The organism is Actinoplanes sp. CA-030573, assembly GCF_050951115.1.
Lineage (GTDB): Bacteria > Actinomycetota > Actinomycetes > Mycobacteriales > Micromonosporaceae > Actinoplanes.
On record NZ_CP192038.1, the window covers coordinates 7,670,685 to 7,689,524 of the forward strand.

The window sequence follows — 18,840 nt, forward strand, 5'->3', positions numbered from 1 at the left end:
ACTGCACGTCGGTCACGTCGTGTCGCCTCGCTGCCGCCACGCTCGGCACGAGGTCTCCGGTTATGAAGTTCTGGCTTGGTCGCCTGAACCAAATACCGGAGACCTCTTCAGCTATCGATCACGCCACGCCGCAACATCGACGCCTACGAAACAAGGCCTAGCGGGCGGCCACGATCACGGCACTCTCCGGGGGTAGTTCGACCCGGTCACGCTGGAGGACGACCCCCTGCTCGGTGGCCAGCAGGACCTTGCTCGGCGTCGACCGCAGGCTGACCGTCTGGGCGACCGGGGCGAGGTTGGCGGCCACCACCGTGCCGCCGCGGCGGATCACCACGAACTGGTCGCCGTGCCAGACCTCGACCTTGTCCAGCCACGGGTCGGAGAGGTCGCTCCGGCTGTGGCGCAGCGCGATCAGTCGCTTGTAGAGGTCGAGGATCTCGGCGTGCCCCGGTTTGCCGGGCTCGTTCCAGTCGAGCTTGGACCGTTCGAAGGTGGCCGGGTCCTGCGGGTCGGGCACGTCGTCGGAGGCCCATCCGTGCGACGCGAACTCGCTGCGCCGCCCGTTGCGCACGGCCGCGGCCAGCTCGGGCTCGGGGTGGCTGGTGAAGAACTGCCAGGGGCTGCTGGCCGCCCACTCCTCGCCCATGAACAGCATCGGCGTGAACGGCGCGGTCAGCAGCAGGGTGGCGCCGACCTTGAGCAGCCCGGGCGAGAGCAGCGCGGAGAGCCGGTCGCCGACCGCCCGGTTGCCGATCTGGTCGTGGTTCTGCAGGAACGCCACGAAACGGTGACCAGGCACCGACGAGCGGTTCACCGGCCGGCCGTGCCGCCGCTGGCGGAAGCTCGACCACGTGTTGGCGTGGAAGTACGCGCCCTCGAGCACGGTCTGCAGGCAGTCCAGCGAGCCGAAGTCGCCGTAGTAGCCCTGGCGCTCCCCGGTCAGCAGCGTGTGCAGCGCGTGGTGCACGTCGTCGTCCCACTGCGCGTTCAGCCCGAAGCCGCCGGCCTCGCGCGGCGTGATCAGCTTGGGGTCGTTGAGGTCGGACTCGGCGATCAGCGAGAGCGGCCGGCCGACGTGCGCCGACAGCGACTCGACCTCGACCGCGAGCTGCTCGAGCAGGTTGATCGCGGAGTGGTCGGTGAGCGCATGCACGGCGTCCAGCCGCAGGCCGTCGACGTGGTAGTCGCGCAGCCACATCAGCACGTTGTCGGCGATGTAGCGGCGGACCTCGTCGGAGAGCGGCCCGTCCAGGTTGATCGAGTCGCCCCACGGGTTCGACCCGTGCTTGCTCAGGTAGGGGGCGAACATCGGGGCGTACGCGCCGCTGGGCCCGAAGTGGTTGTAGACGACGTCGAGCACGACACCCAGGCCGCGGGCGTGAGCGGCGTCGACGAACCGCTTGAGCCCGTCGGGACCGCCGTACGGCTCGTGCGGCGCGTACCAGCACACGCCGTCGTAGCCCCAGTTGTACTCGCCGTTGAAGGCGTTCACCGGCAGCAGCTCGACCAGGTCGACGCCGAGCTCGACGAGGTGGTCGAGCTTCTCGATCGCGGCGTCGAACGTCCCGGCCGGCGTGAACGTGCCGATGTGCAGCTCGTAGAGGACCGAGCCGGGCAGCTGCCGGCCGGTCCAGGCCTGGTCGGTCCACTCGAACGCGGAGTGGTCGTAGACCCGGCTCGGCCCGTGCACGCCCTCGGGCTGCCACGGCGACCGCGGGTCGGGAAGGGGCGAGGGCGCGTCGGGAAGCACGTACGCGTAGTCGGTGCCGGGGGCGGCGTCGGCCGACAGCCGCCACCAGCCGTCGTCGCCGCGCTCCATCGCGCGCTCCTCCCCGGCGATGAGAAGCTTGACCGTCTTTTCGGGGACCCAGACTTCGAAGTTCATTCTTTCACCAGGAGAGCGACGGGATAGGTACGCAGAATTTCGGCCAGTGCCAAGCGGTTCCCGCCGTAGCTCGTCCCCGTGAACACTTCCGTCCAGCTGTGGCCGTCGAGTGACAGGCTGGTGTCGCCCCAGCCGCCACGGCGTGACAATCCGACCGGCAGGCGGGTGGCGATGGTCACCACGCCGCCACGGTCGAAGGCCAGCGCGTGCTCGCCGACTCGGCCCTCGACGAACAGCGGGCGGTAGCCGCCGAACAGCTCCGGGCGCTGCCGGCGCAGGCGCAGGGTGCGGGCGGTGACCAGGAGCTTGGCCGCGCCCGACTCGTCGATCGGTGGCAGCCACCCGTCGTCGATGCGGGCCAGCAGCTCGCGCCGGGCGTCGAAGTCGACCGGGCGGCGGTTGTCGGGGTCGACGAGCGAGAGGTCCCACAGCTCGCTGCCCTGGTAGACGTCGGGCACGCCGGGCATGGTCAGCTGCACGACCTTCTGGCCGAGCGAGTTGGACCAGCCGGGCGCCGTGATCGACTCGGCGAACCCGGCCACCTCGCCGTGCAGGGCCGGGTCGTCGTAGATCTTGTCGACCATCTCGCGCAGCCGGGACTCGAAACCCCCGTCGGGGTGCTGCCAGGTGGTGGAGCTCGCGGCCTCGCGTGCGGCCTTCACCGCGTACGCCTGAAGCCTCTCCCGCGAGATCGGCCAGGCACCCACCGCGGCCTGCCAGATGAGATGGGCCAGCGCCGGGTCCGGGAGCGGAGCGACGCGGACCCACCGGCGCACCACCTCGGTCCAGTCCCCCGGCACCTCGGAGAGCACCGCCAGCCGCGCCCGCACGTCCTCGCTGCGCTTGGTGTCGTGGGTGGAGAGCGTGGTCATCGCCTGCGGCCAGTCGCGCTGACGGTCCTCGTTGAGCTCGTGGAACTCGTCCGGGGTGACGCCGAACTTGGCCGGGTCGTTGCCCACCTCGTTGCGCGCGGTGAAGCGGGTCCAGCGGTAGAACGCGGTGTCCTCGACCCCCTTGGCCATGACCGCCCCGGTGTACTGCTGGAAGCGCATCGCCAGCTCGTCGCCGGGGATGCGCAGCCGGGAAAGGAGCTGGTCGAAGACCGGGATCAGCTGGGGACGGCGGCGACCGGCCTCGGCTCGCGCCCGGGCGAGGTGCCGCCCGCCGAACGGGAGGTAGGAGCGGTAGACCGGGAAGCAGGCGGCGAGCTCGGCGAGGGCCTTCGGCGCGGCTTCGATCTCGGGTACGAGTCGAGCCATGCGCGCGAGCTCGGCCGCCAGCAACGTGGTCGCGGCCGCCAGCTTGGCCTCGTGCACCTGGTCCTGCCACGAGGTCTCGGTGCCGGTCAGATGGTGCTGCAGCGTGTCGAAGAACGCCTCGGTGGTCGTGTCGACGAAGACGCCGCCGACCTCGGCCAGCGCGTCGTAGCCGGTCGTGCCGTCGACCGGCCAGGGCGGCATCTCCTCGCCCGGCTCGAGGATCTTCTCGACCACCAGCCACGCGCCGGGCGCGGCCTCGCGCAGGCGGGTGAAGTACTCGCCCGGATCGCGCAGGCCGTCGGGGTGGTCGACCCGGATGCCGTCGACCGCGCCTTCGCCGACCCAGCGCAGGATCTCGACGTGCGTGGCCTCGAACACGGCCGGGTCCTCGACGCGCAGGCCGGCCAGGTCGACGATCGCGAAGAATCGCCGGTAGTTGAGCTCGCGGTCGCCGCGGGTCCAGTTGGCCAGCTCGTAGTGCTGCCGGTCGTGGATCTCCCGCGGGCTGCCGCCGCCGGTGCCCTCGGCGATCGGGAAGCGCTTGTCGTAGTAGCGGAGCTCGTCTCCGTCGACGGTCAGCTGGTCCAGCGCGTCCGGCTCGTCGGCCAGGACCGGGATGAGCAGCCGCCCGCGCGACCAGTCGATGTCGTAGAAGTCGGAGAACTCCGATTTCTGGCCGTTCTTGAGCACGTCCCACCACGTCGGGTTGGCGGCCGCGACGGCGACGCCGGCGTGGTTCGGGACGATGTCCACGACCAGGCCGAGGCCGGCGTTCTTCAGCGAGCGGGACAGCTCCCGGAGGCCGTCGGCGCCGCCGATCTCCGGGTTGACCGACCGGTGGTCGACCACGTCGTACCCGTGCTCGGAGCCGGGCGTCGCGGTCAGCAGCGGCGACGTGTAGAGGTGGCTGGCGCCGAGGTCGGCCAGGTAGTCGGCGAGCGCGGCGGTGGCGGACAGCGGGAAGTCGGGGCGGACCTGGACTCGATAGGTTCCGGAGGGGAGCATTCAGACCGTCCTGTCGAGAACGATGAGCGACCGGTCCGGCACCCAGATCTTGCTGCCGGCCTCCACGACCGACGGGCGATCGGGCGACGGCTCGGCCGTCTCGATGACCTTTTCCCACTTCTCCCCGTACTCCTGGGGAGGAGTGGCGAACTCGATCGGCGCGTCGTGCGCGTTGAAGAACAGCAGGAACGAGCTGTCCACGTGCCGCTGGCCGTACTGCCCGCGCTCGCGGATGCCCTCGCCGTTGACGAAGAGCGCGACCGCCCGCCCGAAGTCGTTGCCCCAGTCGTCGCCGGCCATCTGCCGCCCGTCCGGGGTGAACCACTCGAGGTCGGGCAGCGGGTCGCCGCCGCCGCGCGCGGTCACCGGCAGCCCGGTGAAGAACCGGCGGCGCTGGAACACCTGGTGCCGGTGGCGGAACGCGGTCAGCTTCCGGGTGAACTCGAGCAGCACCTCGTCGGCGTTGTCCCAGTCGATCCAGGAGATCTCGTTGTCCTGGCAGTACGCGTTGTTGTTGCCCTGCTGGGTGCGGCCCAGCTCGTCGCCGTGCGAGATCATCGGCACGCCCTGCGAGAGCATCAGCGTGGCCAGGAAGTTCCGGCGCTGTTTGGCACGCAATGCCAACACCTTGGGATCAGCGGTCGGGCCCTCGATGCCGCAGTTCCACGACCGGTTGTGGCTCTCGCCGTCCCGGTTCTCCTCGCCGTTGGCCTCGTTGTGCTTGTCGTTGTACGAGACCAGGTCGTTGAGCGTGAACCCGTCGTGCGCGGTGACGAAGTTGATCGAGTGGAAGGGCTTGCGGCCGTCGTCCTGGTAGAGATCGGCGGAACCGGTGATCCGCGACGCGAACTCGGCCAGTGTCGCCGGCTCGCCACGCCAGAAATCCCGTACGGTGTCGCGGTATTTGCCGTTCCATTCGGTCCAGTTCGGCGGGAAGTTGCCCACCTGGTAACCGCCCGGGCCGACGTCCCACGGCTCGGCGATCAGCTTCACCTGGCCGACCACCGGGTCCTGCTGCACCACCTCGAAGAAGGTGGAGAGCCGGTCGACGTCGTAGAACTCGCGGGCCAGCGTCGAGGCGAGGTCGAAGCGGAAGCCGTCGACGTGCATCTCGGTGACCCAGTAGCGCAGCGAGTCCATGATCAGCTGGAGGCTCTGCGGGCTGCGCACGTTGAGGCTGTTACCCGTTCCGGTGTAGTCCATGTAGAACTGCGGCTGGTCGTCGACCAGCCGGTAGTACGTGCGGTTGTCGATGCCCTTGAGGCTGAGCGTCGGCCCCAGGTGGTTGCCCTCGGCCGTGTGGTTGTAGACCACGTCGAGGATGACCTCCATGCCGGCCTTGTGCAGGGCCTTGACCATGCCGCGGAACTCCTGGGTCTGCTGGCCCAGCGTGCCGGTCGACGAGTAGCCCTGGTACGGCGCGAAGAAGCCGAGGGTGTTGTAGCCCCAGTAGTTGCGCAGCCCGAGGTCGTGCAGCCGGTTGTCGTGCACGAACTGGTGCACCGGCATGAGCTCGACCGCCGTCACGCCGAGGCTCTTGAGGTGCTCGATGATCGCCGGGTGGCCGATCGCCGAGTAGCTGCCGCGCATGTCCTTGGGCACTTCCGGGTGCCGCTCGGTCAGGCCCTTGACGTGCGTCTCGTAGATCACCGAGTGGTGGTACGGGATGTCCGGCCGCCGGTCGTTGCCCCAGTCGAAGTACGGGTTCACGACCACGCCCTTGGCCATGTAGGGCGCCGAGTCGAGATCCGACATCTGGTCCGGGTCCGCGAAGTCGTACGCGTACAGCGACGGGTGCCACTGGACGTCGGCGTCGACCGCCCGCGCGTACGGGTCGAGGAGCAGCTTGTGCGGGTTGTAGCGCAGTCCCCGGGCCGGCTCGTACGGGCCGTAGACGCGGTAGCCGTACCGCTGGCCCGGCTCGACGCCGGGCAGGTAGGCATGCCAGACGAAGGCGTCCTGCTCGTGCAGCTGAACCTTGCGCTCGTTCCCGGACGGGTCGAACAGACAGAGCTCGACCGCCTCGGCCCCCTCGGAGAAGATCGCGAAGTTCGTGCCCGTCCCGTCGTACGTGGCACCCAACGGGTACCGGTGACCAGGCCAAACCTGCATTTCGAGCTCCCACCCCTCGTCGGCGCACGGAGTTTGCCCGCCCTCGGTCCGGCGTAATCCTGTGCGGCTCGCGTCAGCGGTCATTCTCACCGATGCGGCCGATCACGTACGCGTGACGGCCCGGATACCCACGAATCCGCGACACAAGAGTGGTTTGATCGAGTTCGCAAATGAGCATAGTTGCCCCGTGTCAATTACCCCGCCGATCGTTCTGGGTCCGCGTGCCAGCGCATCAGCGGAGGACGAATGGCTGGTGACGGACGGTCTCGGCGGGTACGCGAGCACGGCCGTCAGCGGCCTGCGCACCCGCCGGGAGCACGGCCTGCTGGTGGTCGCCGAAGCCGGAAGTGCCGTTCGTCACGTCGGGCTCGCCGCCCTCGATCTGACCCTCACGCTGCCCTCCGGGGCGCGGGCACAGCTCTACACGCATGACTGGGTCTCCGGCGCGAACGCGCCCGGCGGCCATCGCTACCTGGAGACGTTCTCCCTGGTGGACGGCGTGCCACGGTGGCGTTGGCGGGTCGGGGACGTGGTCGTCGAGCGCGAGGTCGCGGCCCGGCACGGGCATCCGTCGGTCGCTGTCGTGCACCGGGTCGTGTCGGCGCCGGGTCCGGTCGGGCTGGCCGTGTCGGCGATGTGCACCTGGCGGGAGTCGGGCGGTTCGCGCGACGCGTCCGGGCCGGCGCTCAAGGTCGAGCAGGTCGCCGGCGGGGTCACCGTCGAGGACGCGTACCGGATCTCCGGGCCGGGCTGGCAGGCCGGCGGCGAATGGCACCTCGGCGCGCGGACCCGCGCGGACGGCGGCGCGGAGGATCTCTGGCTGGCCGGCACGTACGTCGAACGGGTGAATCCCGGCGAGTCGCTCGAGATCTCGGCCTGGGCCGGCGATCTCGGCCGGCGACCACCGGCGGCCCGGCTGGTCGTCGACCAGGCCCGGGAGCGGGCGCGGCGGATCACCGCCGGGCTCGGCGGCGTGGACGCCACGCTGACCCTGGCGGCCGACGCCTTCGTGACCCGGGGCCCGGATCTGCTGACCGGCTACCCGTTCGCCTCGGGGGGCGACCCGCTCGCCGGCTACGAGGGCCTGTTCCTGGCAACCGGCCGGCACGACGAAGGCCGCGAGCTGCTGCGTGCCCGCGCCGGGGACCTGCGGGGCGGTTCACCGCTGTGGTTCGCGCACGCCGCCGACCGGCATGTCGCGGCGACCGGGGACACCGATCTGGCGGCCGAGCTGGCCGGGCCGCTGGGCCGTCTGCTCGGCCCGGAGGACGGCCTGCTCCGGCTCGGCCGCGGCCGGCCCGTCGAGCTCAACGCGCTGTGGGTGAACGCCCTCGCCGCGCACGCCGCCCTGCTCGCCGCCGCGGGCCGGGACGACGACGCCGCCCGCGCCCGGCACGCCCGGGTCCGGGACGCGTTCGCGGCCCGCTTCCCGGCCCCCGAGGGCTGGCTCTACGACGTCGTCGACGGACCGCCGTCGGCCTATCCGCTCGGCGGCGGCGCCAGCCAGGACGACCCGACGCTACGGGCCGGCCAGCTGCTGGCCTGGTCGCTGCCGCACGCCCCGCTGGCCGGCGACGCCGCGGCGCTGCGCGCGCTCGGCCCGGCCCTGCTCACCCCCCTCGGCCCGCGCACCCTGTCGCCCCGGGAGTACGGCTACGACGGCCGGGAGGGCGCGGCGGCGCCCTGGCTGATCGGGGCCTGGGCGGACGCCTGCGCGGCGGCCGGCCTGCCGACCGAGGGCCTGCTCGGCGGCCTCGAGGCGCACCTGGGCGAGTACGGCCTCGGGTCGGTCAGCGACGCGGCCGACGGCGAGCCGCCGCATCGAGCGTTGGGTTGCCCGTTCTCGGCGCGGTCGGTCGCCGAGGTCCTGCGAGTCCGGAAGGCGTCCCGTTGCGAATCCTGATGCTGTCGTGGGAGTACCCGCCGCTGCTGGTCGGCGGCCTCGGCCGGCACGTGCACGCGCTCGCCACCAGCCTGGCCGCGGCCGGGCACGAGGTCACCGTGGTCACCCGCCGGGCGCCGGGCGCGCTGCTCGAGGAGTACACCGAGGGCGTGCGCATCGTCCGCGCCCCCGACGACCCGCCCGCCTTCGAGATCCGCGACGGCGACCTGCTGGCCTGGGCGATGGCGTTCAACCACACGCTGACCCGGACCGCCCTGCGTGCCTGCCGCACCGGCGGCTACGACGTGGTGCACGCGCACGACTGGCTGGTGGCGCATGCGGCCATGACTGTGCGCGAGCACCTCGACGTGCCGCTGGTCGCCACCGTCCACGCCACCGAGTCGGGCCGGCACCAGGGCTTCCTGCCGCACCCGCACAACCGCACGATCGACGGCATCGAGCGGTGGCTGGCCCAGGAGGCGGTGCGGACCATCGTCTGCTCCGGATACATGCGGGACGAGGTCGAGCGGCTCTTCGCGGTCGCCCCCGAGCGGATCGACGTGGTCGCCAACGGGGTGGACGCGCTGCGCTGGCAGGCCCGGCCGCGCGCGATCGAGGCGGCCCGGCGGCGCTACGCCGGAGACGGGCCGCTGATCACGTACGCCGGCCGGCTCGTCTACGAGAAGGGCGTGCAGCACCTGCTCGCGGCCGTCCCGGCGCTGCGCTCCCGGTTCCCCGGCCTGCGCGTGGTGATCGCCGGGGACGGCCCGCACCGGCCCGCGCTCGAGGCGCTCGCCACCGAGGGCGTCAACTTCGCCGGTTTCCTCGGCGGCCACGACCTCACCGCCTTGATGGGCGCCTCCGACTGTTACGTCGTGCCGAGCATCTACGAGCCGTTCGGCATGGTCGCCATCGAGGCCGCGGCGGCCGGCACCCCGGTCGCCGTCGCGGCCACCGGCGGCCTCGCCGAGATCGTCGAGCACGGCGTGACCGGTGTGACGTTCCGCCCCGGCGACCCGGCCGCGCTGACCGAGGCGCTGGCGTCGGTGCTCGGCGACCGCGAGTACGCGCGGCGGCTGGCCCGCGACGCCCGCGACCGGGCCCGGGCCGACTTCGCCTGGCCCGGCATCGCCGCCCGGACGGCCGGCGTCTACGAGGCGGCCCGTGCCCACGACGCCAGCCGGGTGGCCCGTGAGGCGGAGAGCGTCCTGGCCGCTCCCCTACCACTGCCAACCCGGGCTTGATGGGCTAATCGTCCGTTTATGTCCGGTTAGCCGAGCAGTGATGGTCCGGTCGGACTGAAGTCCCGGCCGGACCCGCCCTCTTCGGAGTCGTTTCCCGACGTGGCCCATCCGCTAAAAGTACGTTAACTGGCGATTTGACCGGTTTTAGCGGAGGAGATTCCATGTTCCAGACATTGGCCGCCGGCGCGTTGTTCCTGTCGTCCCTGGTGTCGCCGAGCGCACCCGTGCACGTGCCGCCGCCGACGGACAAGATGGTCATCGACGTGGTGATGGCGAACGGCTCCGGCTGCCCGAAGGACACCGCCTACGTGCTGCCCTCGCCGGACAACACGGCGTTCACGGTGACCTACAACAGCTACATCGCCCAGGTCGGCGCCGGCGCGAAGTCCGACGAGTTCCGCCGCAACTGTCAGCTCGCGCTGAACGTGCTGGTGCCGCAGGGCTACACGTTCGCGATCGCGCGGGCTGACTACCGCGGCTACGCCCGCCTCCAGGACGGCGCGTGGGGCTACGAGCAGAACAACTACTACTTCCAGGGCGACTCGCACACCGCCCGGTCCCGGCACGACTTCCGGGGCTACTACGACAACGACTGGCAGGTCAGCGACACCGTCGGCCTCGAGTCGCTGGTGTGGCGCAAGTGCGGCGCCGTGCGCTACCTGAACATCAACACCGAGCTCCGGGTCGGCATCGGCACCTCCGACCCGAGGCTCAACAGCCAGCTGACCATGGACTCGACCGACACCAGCATCTCGACGATCTACCACGTCGCCTGGAAGAAGTGCTGAACTGATGCTCGCGGTCTACTCGGCCGACGTCCGCTTGGCCGAGTAGACCGCGAGATTCGTGTACGCCGCCGACAGCATCGGCACCGGGACGTCGTACTTGCCCGCCTCGGCCACGAAGTCGCCGAGGATCGCGTCGGCCTCGACCGGCAGGCCCTGCATCATGTCGCGGTACATCGAGGACGTCATCGGCTCCTTGGTGGCCAGTGTGGACTGCACCACCGAGACGGCGCCCGGGCGGGGCGGATGCCCGGCCGCGGCCGCGATCGCCATCGCCTCGGCCGCGATCCGGGCGCCGAAGTCGAGCCCGCCCGGCGCCGCGTTGATCTCCCCCACACTGGCCCGCATGAGCGTGGTCGCGGCGGCCATGCTCGCCAGGAAGATCCACTTCTCCCACATGTCCTGGGTGATCGTGTGCGACGGGTTGGAGTCGAACTCCTCGCCGGAGAGCGCGTAGGTGACCTCGGGGAAGCGCTCGTCGTCCTCGCCGTCCAGGGGACCGTAGCCGATCCGGTGCAGGCCGCTCATCTGCACCACGTCACCGTCGGCGTCGAGGGTGGCCAGGATCATGCAGACGCCGCCCCAGGCCCGCTCCGGCCCGAACGCGCCGACCAGCTCGTCGACGTGGCGCATGCCGTTCAACAGCGGCACGATCACCGTACGCGGCCCGACCGCCGGCGCCATGTCGATGAGCGCCTGCTCGAGGGTGTAGCTCTTGACCGCCAGCACGACGAGGTCGTAAGTCCCGTCGACCGAGTCCGCGGTGATCAGCCGCGGCCGCACCACGGTCTCGCCGGACGGGCTCTTGATGCGCAGTCCCCGGCGTTCGAGCACGGCCCGGCGCCCGGGCCGTACGAGAAAGGTCACGTCCTTGCCGGCCTGCGCGAGCCGGCCGCCGAAATACCCGCCGGTGGCCCCCGCGCCCACGAAGAGAGTTCGCACTCCCCTATCCAACTATCCGAGCATCTCGTCCGTGAAGCACCAGCGCCACTTCTCACCGGGCTCGTAGGAGGCCATCACCGGATGGCCGGTCTCGTCGTGGTGGGCGGACATGTGGCGGCGCGGCGACGAGTCGCAGCAGGCCACCAGCCCGCACTCGAGGCATCGCCGCAGGTGCACCCATCCGTGGGTGAAGCCGGCGGCCACGCACTGCGGGCACCCGTCCTCATATGCCGACTGCGGCGCCGGATCGCCGGCCTCCGCCAGGTGCTGGCAGGTCAATCGTCACTCCGTTGCAGCTGGGACTCTTCCAGGTCGAGCTCGCGCTGAGCCCGGGTGAGCACCTCTTCGGGGATCCGCCCCTCGTTGCGGGCGATCTTGAAGACGTGCCGTTCGGCACTGATCATCTCGCGCCGCAGCCGACCGTACGCCGCCGAGGGGGTCTCCTGCTGCTGATTGCCCAGCCGTTCCCAGGCGTTGTTGGACCGGCTGTCGATGAGCGCCCGGAGCCGCTCGACCACCTCGGTGGGCGCGCCGTCGGCGTTCTCCTCGAGCGCCTGCAGCGCCGCCCGGCCGGCCTGATGCTGCACCCCGGCCTCGGCCAGCGCGTCGGCGGTGGTCGTGTCCTGCCGCACGCCCAGACGCACGGCCAGCCAGGGCAGGGTCAAGCCCTGGGAGAGCAGGGTGAACACGATTACCGCGAACGCCACGAAGATGAACAGGTCGCGGTTGTACGGCGGGACGCCGTGGTCGGGCAGGGTCTGCGCGGCGGCCAGCGTCACCACGCCCCGCATGCCGGCCCAGGCGATCACGGTCGGGACGGCGATCGGCGGGCGCTCCTCGCGTTCCCGGATGCGCGGAATCACCCGTACGAGATAGGTCGCCGGATACATCCACAGGAAGCGCACCACCACGACCGTCCCGATCACCGCGGCCGTGACCGCGACCGTCGTGCCCACGCTGGTCGTGATGCCGCCGCCGATCTCCCGCAGCTGCAGGCCGACCAGCAGGAACACGATGCCCTCGAGCAGGAAGGTCATGAGCCGCCAGACCGCGTCCATCTGCAGTCGCGAGGTCGGGGACAGCAGGTACGGGATGCGGTGGCCGAGGTAGAGCCCGGCGATCACCACCGCCACCACGCTCGAGCTCCGCGCCTCCTCGGCGACGATCACGACCACGAACGGGGTGAGCAGCGACACCGCGTCGTCCAGCAGCGGGTCCTCGATCTTGCGGTGGAGCTTGGCCGCGGCGATCGCGGCGACCAGGCCGATCAGCACGCCGCCGCCGGCCTTGAGCGCGACCTGCCCGAGGATCGGCCAGAAGCCGACCGCGACGCCGGACATGGCGCCGACCGAGATGCGCACCACGACCAGGGCCGTCGCGTCGTTGAGCAGGCTCTCGCCCTCGAGGATCGTCACCACCCGGCGGGGCAGGCCGACCCGGCGGGCGATCGCGGTGGCCGACACCGCGTCGGGCGGGGCGACGATCGCGCCGAGGGCCACGCAGGCGGCGTAGGGCACGCTCGGCAGCATCAGGTGCACGACGGTGCCCACGGCGAACGCGGTGACCAGCACGAGGCCCACCGCCAGCAGCAGGATCGGGCGCAGCCAGCGGCGGAAGGCCGGGATCGAGGTCTGCAGCGCGGCCACGTAGAGCAGCGGCGGGAGGATGCCGATCAGCACCAGCTCGGGCTCGAGGTGCGCCTCCGGGAAGCCCGGCACGAACGACAGGCCGAGACCGGCGACGAGCAGCACCAGCGGCGCCACGAAGCCGAGCCGGCGGGCCAGGGCCGCACCCAGCACCGAGATCGCGACCAGGACCACGACGTCGACGATGCTGCTCATGCGGAAAGCTTACTGAAGATCGAAATTGAGCCTTTCTACTCACGCGGCGGGTGGATCACGTACGAGAGGCTGTCGGGCATGAATGTGGGGATCACCGGGATCGCGTACGCCCTGCCGGCCCGTGAGGTGGCGACCGCCGAGCTGCAGCGCACCATCGCCGTGGCGAGCGGCCTGTCGCTGCCACCGCGGATGTTCGAGCAGGCCACCGGCATCCGGCGACGCCGGATGGCGGCCGACGGCGAGTACGCGTCCGACCTGGCGATCGACGCCGCCACCAAGGTTCTGGCCGACACCGGCACCGATCCGCTCGACGTCGACCTGCTGCTGTTCGCGAGCGCCACCCGGGACATGGCCGAGCCGGCCACCGCGCACGTGGTGCAGGCCGCGCTCGGCGGCCGGGCCCATGCGATGGACGTCACCAACGCCTGCAACAGCTTTCTCAACGGCATCGATCTGGCCCGCTCGATGATCCTGGCCGGCCGGGCCCGGCGGGCGCTGGTGGTGACCGGCGAGACGCCGACCCGGGCGATGCGGCCCCGGGTTTCCGGCCTGGGCCAGGCCCGCTCGGCGTTCGCCGGGTTCACCTTCGGCGACGCCGGGGCCGCGGTGCTGGTCGAGCCGGTGGCGACCGGCGGGATCGTCGACGTCGACGCCGAGACGCACTCCGAGCACTGGGCCGCCGGCGGCATCTTCGGCGGCGGATCCCGGCACCCGCGCGGCGACGAGCACACGTACTTCACCGGCGACGGGCACCGGCTGCGGCGGATCTTCGAGCGGATCGGGGCCGGGCTGATCGAGCGGGTCGCGCTGCGCACCGGGTACGGCTGGGACGACTACGCCAAGGTGCTGGTGCACCAGGTGACGCTGCCCTACCTCGACCGTTTCGTGCGGGCCACCGGCGTGCCCCGGGAGAAGCTCGAGGTGACCGTCGACGAGCTCGGCAACATGGCCTCGGCCACGCTCGGCGTCCAGCTCGCCCGGGTGCGGCCGGCGCTGGAGTCCGGCGACCGGGTGCTGCTGGTCGGCCTCGGCGGCGGGGTCAGCCTGATGACCATGGTCTGGGAGGTCTCGTGAGCTCCCTGTGGGTCATCGTCCCGGCGTACAACGAGCAGGCCCGCCTCGGCGACACCCTGGCCGCGCTGGCCGCACAGACCGACCGCGACTTCACCCTGTTGGTGGTCGACAACGGCTCCACCGACGGCACGGTCCGGGTGGCTCGCTCCTTCGGCGCCACGGTTCTGCGCGAGCCGGAGAAGGGTGTCGGCTGCGCGGTGGACACCGGCTTCCGGCACGCGATCGCGCGGGGCGCCGTCCATCTGGCGCGCACCGACGCCGACTGCCTGCCCGCGCCGGGCTGGGTGGCGGCGGCCCGTCAGGCGCTGTCCGGCGCGGACTTCGCCTACGGCCGCATCGTGGCCCGGCGCGACGAGCACGGTCCCGCCGGTCGCGCCTTCTTCCGGGTCCTGGTCGGTGCGGCGGCGTTCTTCGGCCGCGTGCGCCCGGCTCACCGCGGCGTCGAGTTCCTGGCGCCCTACCGGATGCACGCCGGCAACAACATGGCGATCACGGCCGAGCTCTACCTGGCCTGCGGCGGCATGCCGCGGCGGCCGTCACCCACCGACCGGGCCTTCCTCAACCGGGTACGCCGGACCACGCCCGCGATCGTGCACAGCCGGCACATGGTGGTCGCCAACTCGACCCGGCGCATCCGTGCCTACGGTCTGGTCGGGACGGCGAAGTGGTATCTCGACCGCGGAAGCGGCCCCCTGACGGCGGATCCGCGCTGATGGGCCCATCCCTGATCGCGTCACTGATCTCGTCGCTGTCTCTCGATGATCACCGGCCCGCGCTGGCCGGGCAGATCACGCGGGGTGAGCTCGGCCGGCTCACCTTCGGCTACGCCCGGGCGCTGCATCGGCGCGGGCTGGCCGCCGGGGAGACCATCGGCCTGGCCGTACGCCCGGGACCGCGCTCGCTGGCGGCGATGCTCGCGGCGTACCACCTCGGGCTGCGCATCGCCGTGCTCGACCCGACCGCCGGCCCGGACGTGCTCTCGGCCCGTCTCGCCCTCGCCTCGCCGCGCCTGATCCTGGCCGACGCCGCCGCGCAGGCGGTGGCCGGCCCGCTCGCGCCGCTCGCCCGCCGCGCCCACCTCGCCCTGCCCGCGCTCGGCTCCCTGGCCCCGGTCGTCACCGTCGGCCGCCGCCTGCCCGGCGCGCCCGCCGCCCTGCGCCCGCTCGACGGCCCGCCCCCGCCCGCCTTCGACGGCGACGGCGACGCGGTGATCGTCTTCACCTCGGGGACGACCAGCCGGCCGCGGGCGGTCGTGCACACGCGACGGTCGCTCTCGGCCGGGATGGCGGCGGTGCGCGACCTCGTGCGCCCGGAGCCCGGCGTGCCGGTGCTCGGCGGGACGTTCTTCGTGCTGCTGCCGTCGCTCGCGAGCGGGGCGCCGGTCGCGCTGCCGGCCCGCCGCGGGCTCGCCCGGCAGATCCGGTCGCTGTCACCGCAGGCCACCTATCTGACGCCGCCGCAGTTGCGGGCCGCGCTGGCGGCCGGGGTGCGGTTCACCGGCCGCGTCTACAGCGGGTCGGCGCCGGTCAGCGCGGCCCTGCTCGGGGCGGTGCGGGCGGCCGGGGCGCGGGAGGCCTGGGGCGTCTACGCGCTGACCGAGGTCTTCCCGGCGGCCGCGGTCGAGTCGGCCGCGAAGAACGCCTTCGCCGGGGACGGCGACCTGGCCGGCTCGCTGCTGCCCGGGGTGTCGGCGGAGATCGACGCGGACGGGCAGCTGCTGCTGAGCGGCCCCACCGCCGCCGACCGCTACCTGGGCGAGGCGCCGTTCACCCGGGTGGCGACCGGCGACCGCGGCCGGGTCACCGACGGCCGGGTGATCCTCGGCGGCCGGATGAAGGACATGATCCTGCGGCGGGCCGAGAACATCTATCCCGGCCTGTACGAGCCGTCCCTGCACGTGCCCGGGGTCGAGCTGGCGCTGCTCGTGGGCGTGCCGGCCGGCGACGGCGACGAGCGGGTGGTCGCCGTCGTCCAGCCGGCCCCCGGCGCCGACGCGGAGGCGGTGCGGGCGGCGTTGCGGGAGCCGCTGGACCGGATGGGCGCGGCCCGGCCGGACGCGGTGGTGTTCGCCCGCATCCCGCTGGCCGGCCGGTCCCGCAAGCCGGACCGCGCGGCGGCCGCTCGATTGGTGGCACACGCGTGACGATGTCGGCCCGCGCGCTCGATCGCCGCGTCTACCTGCGCAGTCACCCGGTGCTGTTCGCGCTGCTGGCCGCCCTGCGCGGGCGGCCGGTCCGGCGGCTCGGCGGGACGCTGATCGTGAACGACCGGGAGGCCCTCTTGTCGGCGCTGACCCGGATCGCGCTCGACCGCACCGCCGACGGCACCACGGGCGGCGCGGTCGACCGGCTGGCGGGCGCGGGCGGGCTCTTCGACCAGCACGGGGAGGCGCACCGGAGCGGCCGGCGGGAGGTGGCCGACCGGCTGGGCGCGGCCGGGGTGGAGCGGTTGCGGCCGGTCTGGACGGCGGTGCTGTCGCAACGGCTGGCGCCGCTGGCTCGCGGCGGCGAGGTGGATCTGGTGCCGGTCGCGATGGAGGTCGCGGGGGTCACGGCAGCGGCGCTGCTCGACCTGCGAGTGGATCCGATGGAGTTGGCAGAGGTCGCCCGGGCGGCGGGAGCGGCGGCGGCGCGGGCTCATCTGCCGGGGTGGGGAAGACGGCGAGCGGGGGCTCGGGCGGAGGTTGCGGCGGCGAGGTTGGTCGCCCTGTGCATGACGGACGCGGAAATGTCGTACCCGGGCCGTATCGTCGCCCCACCCAGTGATGGGGTGGGGACCAGCAGGGCGGGCGGGCTGTGGACGGACGACGCGGAAATGTCGTACCCGGGCCGTAGATTCGGCCCACCCACTACCGGGGTGGGGAAGAGTAGCGGCGGGCTCGGGGCGGCGCTGGCGGTGGCCGCGGTCAACACGACGGTCGCGGCGCTGCCGCGGGCGGCGGCCTGGATGTGCGGGGACCGGCTGTGGGCGTACGCGCAAGATCCCGTCCTGGTCGATGAGCTGCTGCGCGTCACCTCGCCGACGCCGCTGATGCCCCGCGTGGCCGCGGCCGGCGGTGAGCTCGCCGGCGGGTGCCCCGTGCGCGCCGGTGACCGGATGCTGCTGATCACGCGGCACGCCGTCGACGCGCATCGGCGGGACCCGGATCCGGTGCGGCCGGCGCCGGCCCGCACGGCTCAGCTGGTGTTCGGCGCGGGGCCGCACGCCTGCCCGGGTGCCCGGCTCGCCCGGCGGCAGCTCGGCGATCTGCTGGCGGCTCTCGCTCCGCATCGGCCGGTGGTGGTGCGTGCGCGGGCGGACCGGGGGTCGGCGCTGCCGGGGTGGCGCTCACTGATCATCCGGGCCGGCGAATGAGCCACGGCGACAAAGGTGCGGCGGCTGAGCCGGGCCGGCGAATGAGCCACGGCGACAAGGTGCGGCGGATGAGGATCGCGATCACGGGGGCGAGCGGCTTCTGCGGCGGCGCGGTCGCCCGTCTGGCCGCCCGGGACCACGAGGTCATCTGCCTGGGACGCCGCCCCGGGCCGGTCGGCGATCACCGCTTCTGGGACGCCACCCATCCGGAAATACCGGATTTGTCGGGAGTGGACGCCGTGGTGCACCTGGCGGCGGCGGTCGGTGACCCGCGGGCGGGGCGAAAGGCGGAAGCGGCCTTCCGGGCGGTCAACGTGGACGGCACCCGCCGGATCCTGGGCGCGGCGACCGGCAAACCGGTCGTCTGGGTCAGCAGCGCCAGCGTCTACCGGCCCGGACCCTATGCGACGGCCCTCACCGAGGATCACCCGGCCGATCGGCAGCGGACGGCCTACGGGCGTACGAAATCGGCGGGTGAGCACCTCGCCCTCGCCGCCGGCGCCGTCGTGCTCCGGCCGCGCGCGGTCTACGGCGACGGCGACCCTCACCTGATGCCGCGCCTGCGGCGGATCGTGCGCGGTGGCCGGGCCTGGCTTCCCGGGCCGGACGTCCCGCTGAGCCTGACCGCCGTGGAGAACCTCGCCGACGCCTGCCTCGCCGCCCTGAGCTGGCCGCCGGGCGCCTACAACATCGCGGACGACGTGGTCTACCGGCGGGACGCGACGATCGAGGCGGTGCTCGGGGCTCCGGTGCGGCACGTGCCGGTCGGACCGGTCCGGGCGGTCGCCCGGCTGCCGGGCGGGACGCTCACGCCGTACGGGATAGATCAGCTCACCGACGGCATGGTGCTCGACATCGGCAAGGCGCGGCGGGCCGGCTGGCGACCGGTCACGTCGTCTGGACCACGCCCGATCGGGCGACCGTCGCCGCCTGCGTCCCGTCCCGGCCGAGGATCGTGGTGACCGCGTCGACCGAGAAGGTGTAGTGGGTCTTGCGGTCGAGGCCGGTCACGGTCGCGGTCAGGAAGCCGCAGCCGGAACCGGGCGTCACGACCGTCCAGCCCACGTCGCGCTGCTGACCGACGACCAGGTCCTGGGAGATCGCGGTGATCCGGTACTCGACCAGGTAGCGCCCGCCGGGGTTGTAGAAGGTGACCGCGGCGCTGGTGGGGCCGGGGACGACGGTGGCGGCGTTCAGGCCGTGGCCGCTGTCCGGCACGCACGACGAGCCGCTCGGGGCCGGCGTTCCGGTCGCGCCGCCCGACGGCAGCGGCAGGAAGCCGGTGGGGAACGTGCTGGGCGTCACGGTCGCGCCGCTCGGGGCGGGCGACGGCGTGGCGCTGCCCGCGGCCGTGACCACCCACGGTGACCCGCTCGGCGACGGGACCGCGGTGGCGACGGCGGCCGCCTTGCCGCAACCGGCCAGCGCCAGCGGCGCGAGGATCATCATGCCTAGCC

Annotated in this window: 15 protein-coding genes; 8 read left to right on the top strand and 7 right to left on the bottom strand. The window is 72.7% G+C overall.

The genetic code is table 11. The annotated features are described in order from the left end of the window. Positions 1 to 157: 157 nt before the first annotated feature. Genes treZ through glgX form a run of 3 tightly spaced genes read right to left on the bottom strand, consistent with a single transcriptional unit; the run spans position 158 to position 6,261 of the window. Positions 158 to 1,885 (bottom strand): malto-oligosyltrehalose trehalohydrolase, encoded by a 1,728-nt coding sequence (treZ, locus tag ACQP2F_RS35345; protein ID WP_433295271.1) that lies wholly within the window; start codon positions 1,883 to 1,885, stop codon positions 158 to 160. After that, positions 1,882 to 4,149: a malto-oligosyltrehalose synthase gene (gene treY / locus ACQP2F_RS35350; protein WP_433295273.1), complete on the bottom strand. Its 2,268-nt coding sequence runs from the start codon at positions 4,147 to 4,149 to the stop codon at positions 1,882 to 1,884. The genes treZ and treY overlap by 4 nt, the downstream gene beginning before the upstream one ends. Then, complete coding sequence (gene glgX, locus ACQP2F_RS35355; RefSeq protein WP_433295275.1) at positions 4,150 to 6,261, bottom strand: glycogen debranching protein GlgX; 2,112 nt, start codon at positions 6,259 to 6,261, stop codon at positions 4,150 to 4,152. Between the two features lie 253 nt (positions 6,262 to 6,514). Here glgX and ACQP2F_RS35360 point away from each other — a divergent pair, with 253 nt between their 5' ends. From ACQP2F_RS35360 to ACQP2F_RS35370, 3 genes are all read left to right on the top strand, one after another. Continuing rightward, complete coding sequence (locus ACQP2F_RS35360) at positions 6,515 to 8,164, top strand: glycogen debranching enzyme N-terminal domain-containing protein (RefSeq protein ID WP_433295277.1); 1,650 nt, start codon at positions 6,515 to 6,517, stop codon at positions 8,162 to 8,164. Next, positions 8,152 to 9,387 carry a glycosyltransferase family 4 protein gene (locus tag ACQP2F_RS35365; protein WP_433295279.1) on the top strand — a complete coding sequence of 412 codons (1,236 nt, stop codon included), beginning with the start codon at positions 8,152 to 8,154 and terminating at the stop codon, positions 9,385 to 9,387. Before ACQP2F_RS35360 ends, ACQP2F_RS35365 begins: the two co-directional genes overlap by 13 nt. Before the next feature lie 161 nt (positions 9,388 to 9,548). After that, positions 9,549 to 10,175 (top strand): DUF4360 domain-containing protein, encoded by a 627-nt coding sequence (locus ACQP2F_RS35370; RefSeq protein WP_433295281.1) that lies wholly within the window; start codon positions 9,549 to 9,551, stop codon positions 10,173 to 10,175. 15 nt (positions 10,176 to 10,190) lie between these two features. On the opposite strand, the gene ACQP2F_RS35375 is transcribed toward ACQP2F_RS35370, so the two are convergent. From ACQP2F_RS35375 to ACQP2F_RS35385, 3 genes are read right to left on the bottom strand one after another with little or no spacing between them, the layout of a single operon-like run. Continuing rightward, positions 10,191 to 11,114, bottom strand: coding sequence for a ketopantoate reductase family protein (locus ACQP2F_RS35375; protein ID WP_433295283.1), 924 nt, complete (start codon positions 11,112 to 11,114; stop codon positions 10,191 to 10,193). Between the two features lie 12 nt (positions 11,115 to 11,126). Continuing rightward, on the bottom strand, positions 11,127 to 11,393 hold the full coding sequence (locus ACQP2F_RS35380; protein WP_433295285.1) for a UBP-type zinc finger domain-containing protein: 267 nt from the start codon (positions 11,391 to 11,393) through the stop codon (positions 11,127 to 11,129). Continuing rightward, positions 11,390 to 12,955 carry a Na+/H+ antiporter gene (locus ACQP2F_RS35385; RefSeq protein ID WP_433295287.1) on the bottom strand — a complete coding sequence of 522 codons (1,566 nt, stop codon included), beginning with the start codon at positions 12,953 to 12,955 and terminating at the stop codon, positions 11,390 to 11,392. Before ACQP2F_RS35385 ends, ACQP2F_RS35380 begins: the two co-directional genes overlap by 4 nt. Before the next feature lie 78 nt (positions 12,956 to 13,033). Between ACQP2F_RS35385 and ACQP2F_RS35390 the strand changes: the two genes are divergently transcribed. The 5 genes from ACQP2F_RS35390 to ACQP2F_RS35410 all read left to right on the top strand — a co-directional run bounded on the left by ACQP2F_RS35390 (position 13,034) and on the right by ACQP2F_RS35410 (position 18,345). Then, a complete protein-coding gene (locus ACQP2F_RS35390; protein ID WP_433295289.1) occupies positions 13,034 to 14,029 on the top strand; it encodes a 3-oxoacyl-ACP synthase III family protein in 996 nt (331 codons plus the stop codon). Next, positions 14,026 to 14,742, top strand: a complete 717-nt coding sequence (locus tag ACQP2F_RS35395; RefSeq protein ID WP_433295291.1) for a glycosyltransferase family 2 protein — start codon at positions 14,026 to 14,028, stop codon at positions 14,740 to 14,742. Before ACQP2F_RS35390 ends, ACQP2F_RS35395 begins: the two co-directional genes overlap by 4 nt. After that, positions 14,742 to 16,172, top strand: a complete 1,431-nt coding sequence (locus tag ACQP2F_RS35400) for an AMP-binding protein (protein ID WP_433295293.1) — start codon at positions 14,742 to 14,744, stop codon at positions 16,170 to 16,172. Before ACQP2F_RS35395 ends, ACQP2F_RS35400 begins: the two co-directional genes overlap by 1 nt. Positions 16,173 to 16,174: 2 nt before the next feature. Then, positions 16,175 to 17,383, top strand: a complete 1,209-nt coding sequence (locus tag ACQP2F_RS35405; protein WP_433307720.1) for a cytochrome P450 — start codon at positions 16,175 to 16,177, stop codon at positions 17,381 to 17,383. Positions 17,384 to 17,451: 68 nt separating this feature from the next. After that, a complete protein-coding gene (locus tag ACQP2F_RS35410; RefSeq protein ID WP_433295295.1) occupies positions 17,452 to 18,345 on the top strand; it encodes an NAD-dependent epimerase/dehydratase family protein in 894 nt (297 codons plus the stop codon). Here ACQP2F_RS35410 and ACQP2F_RS35415 read toward each other — a convergent pair. Further along, complete coding sequence (locus ACQP2F_RS35415; RefSeq protein ID WP_433295297.1) at positions 18,272 to 18,829, bottom strand: hypothetical protein; 558 nt, start codon at positions 18,827 to 18,829, stop codon at positions 18,272 to 18,274. The genes ACQP2F_RS35410 and ACQP2F_RS35415 overlap by 74 nt on opposite strands. Positions 18,830 to 18,840 lie beyond the last annotated feature (11 nt).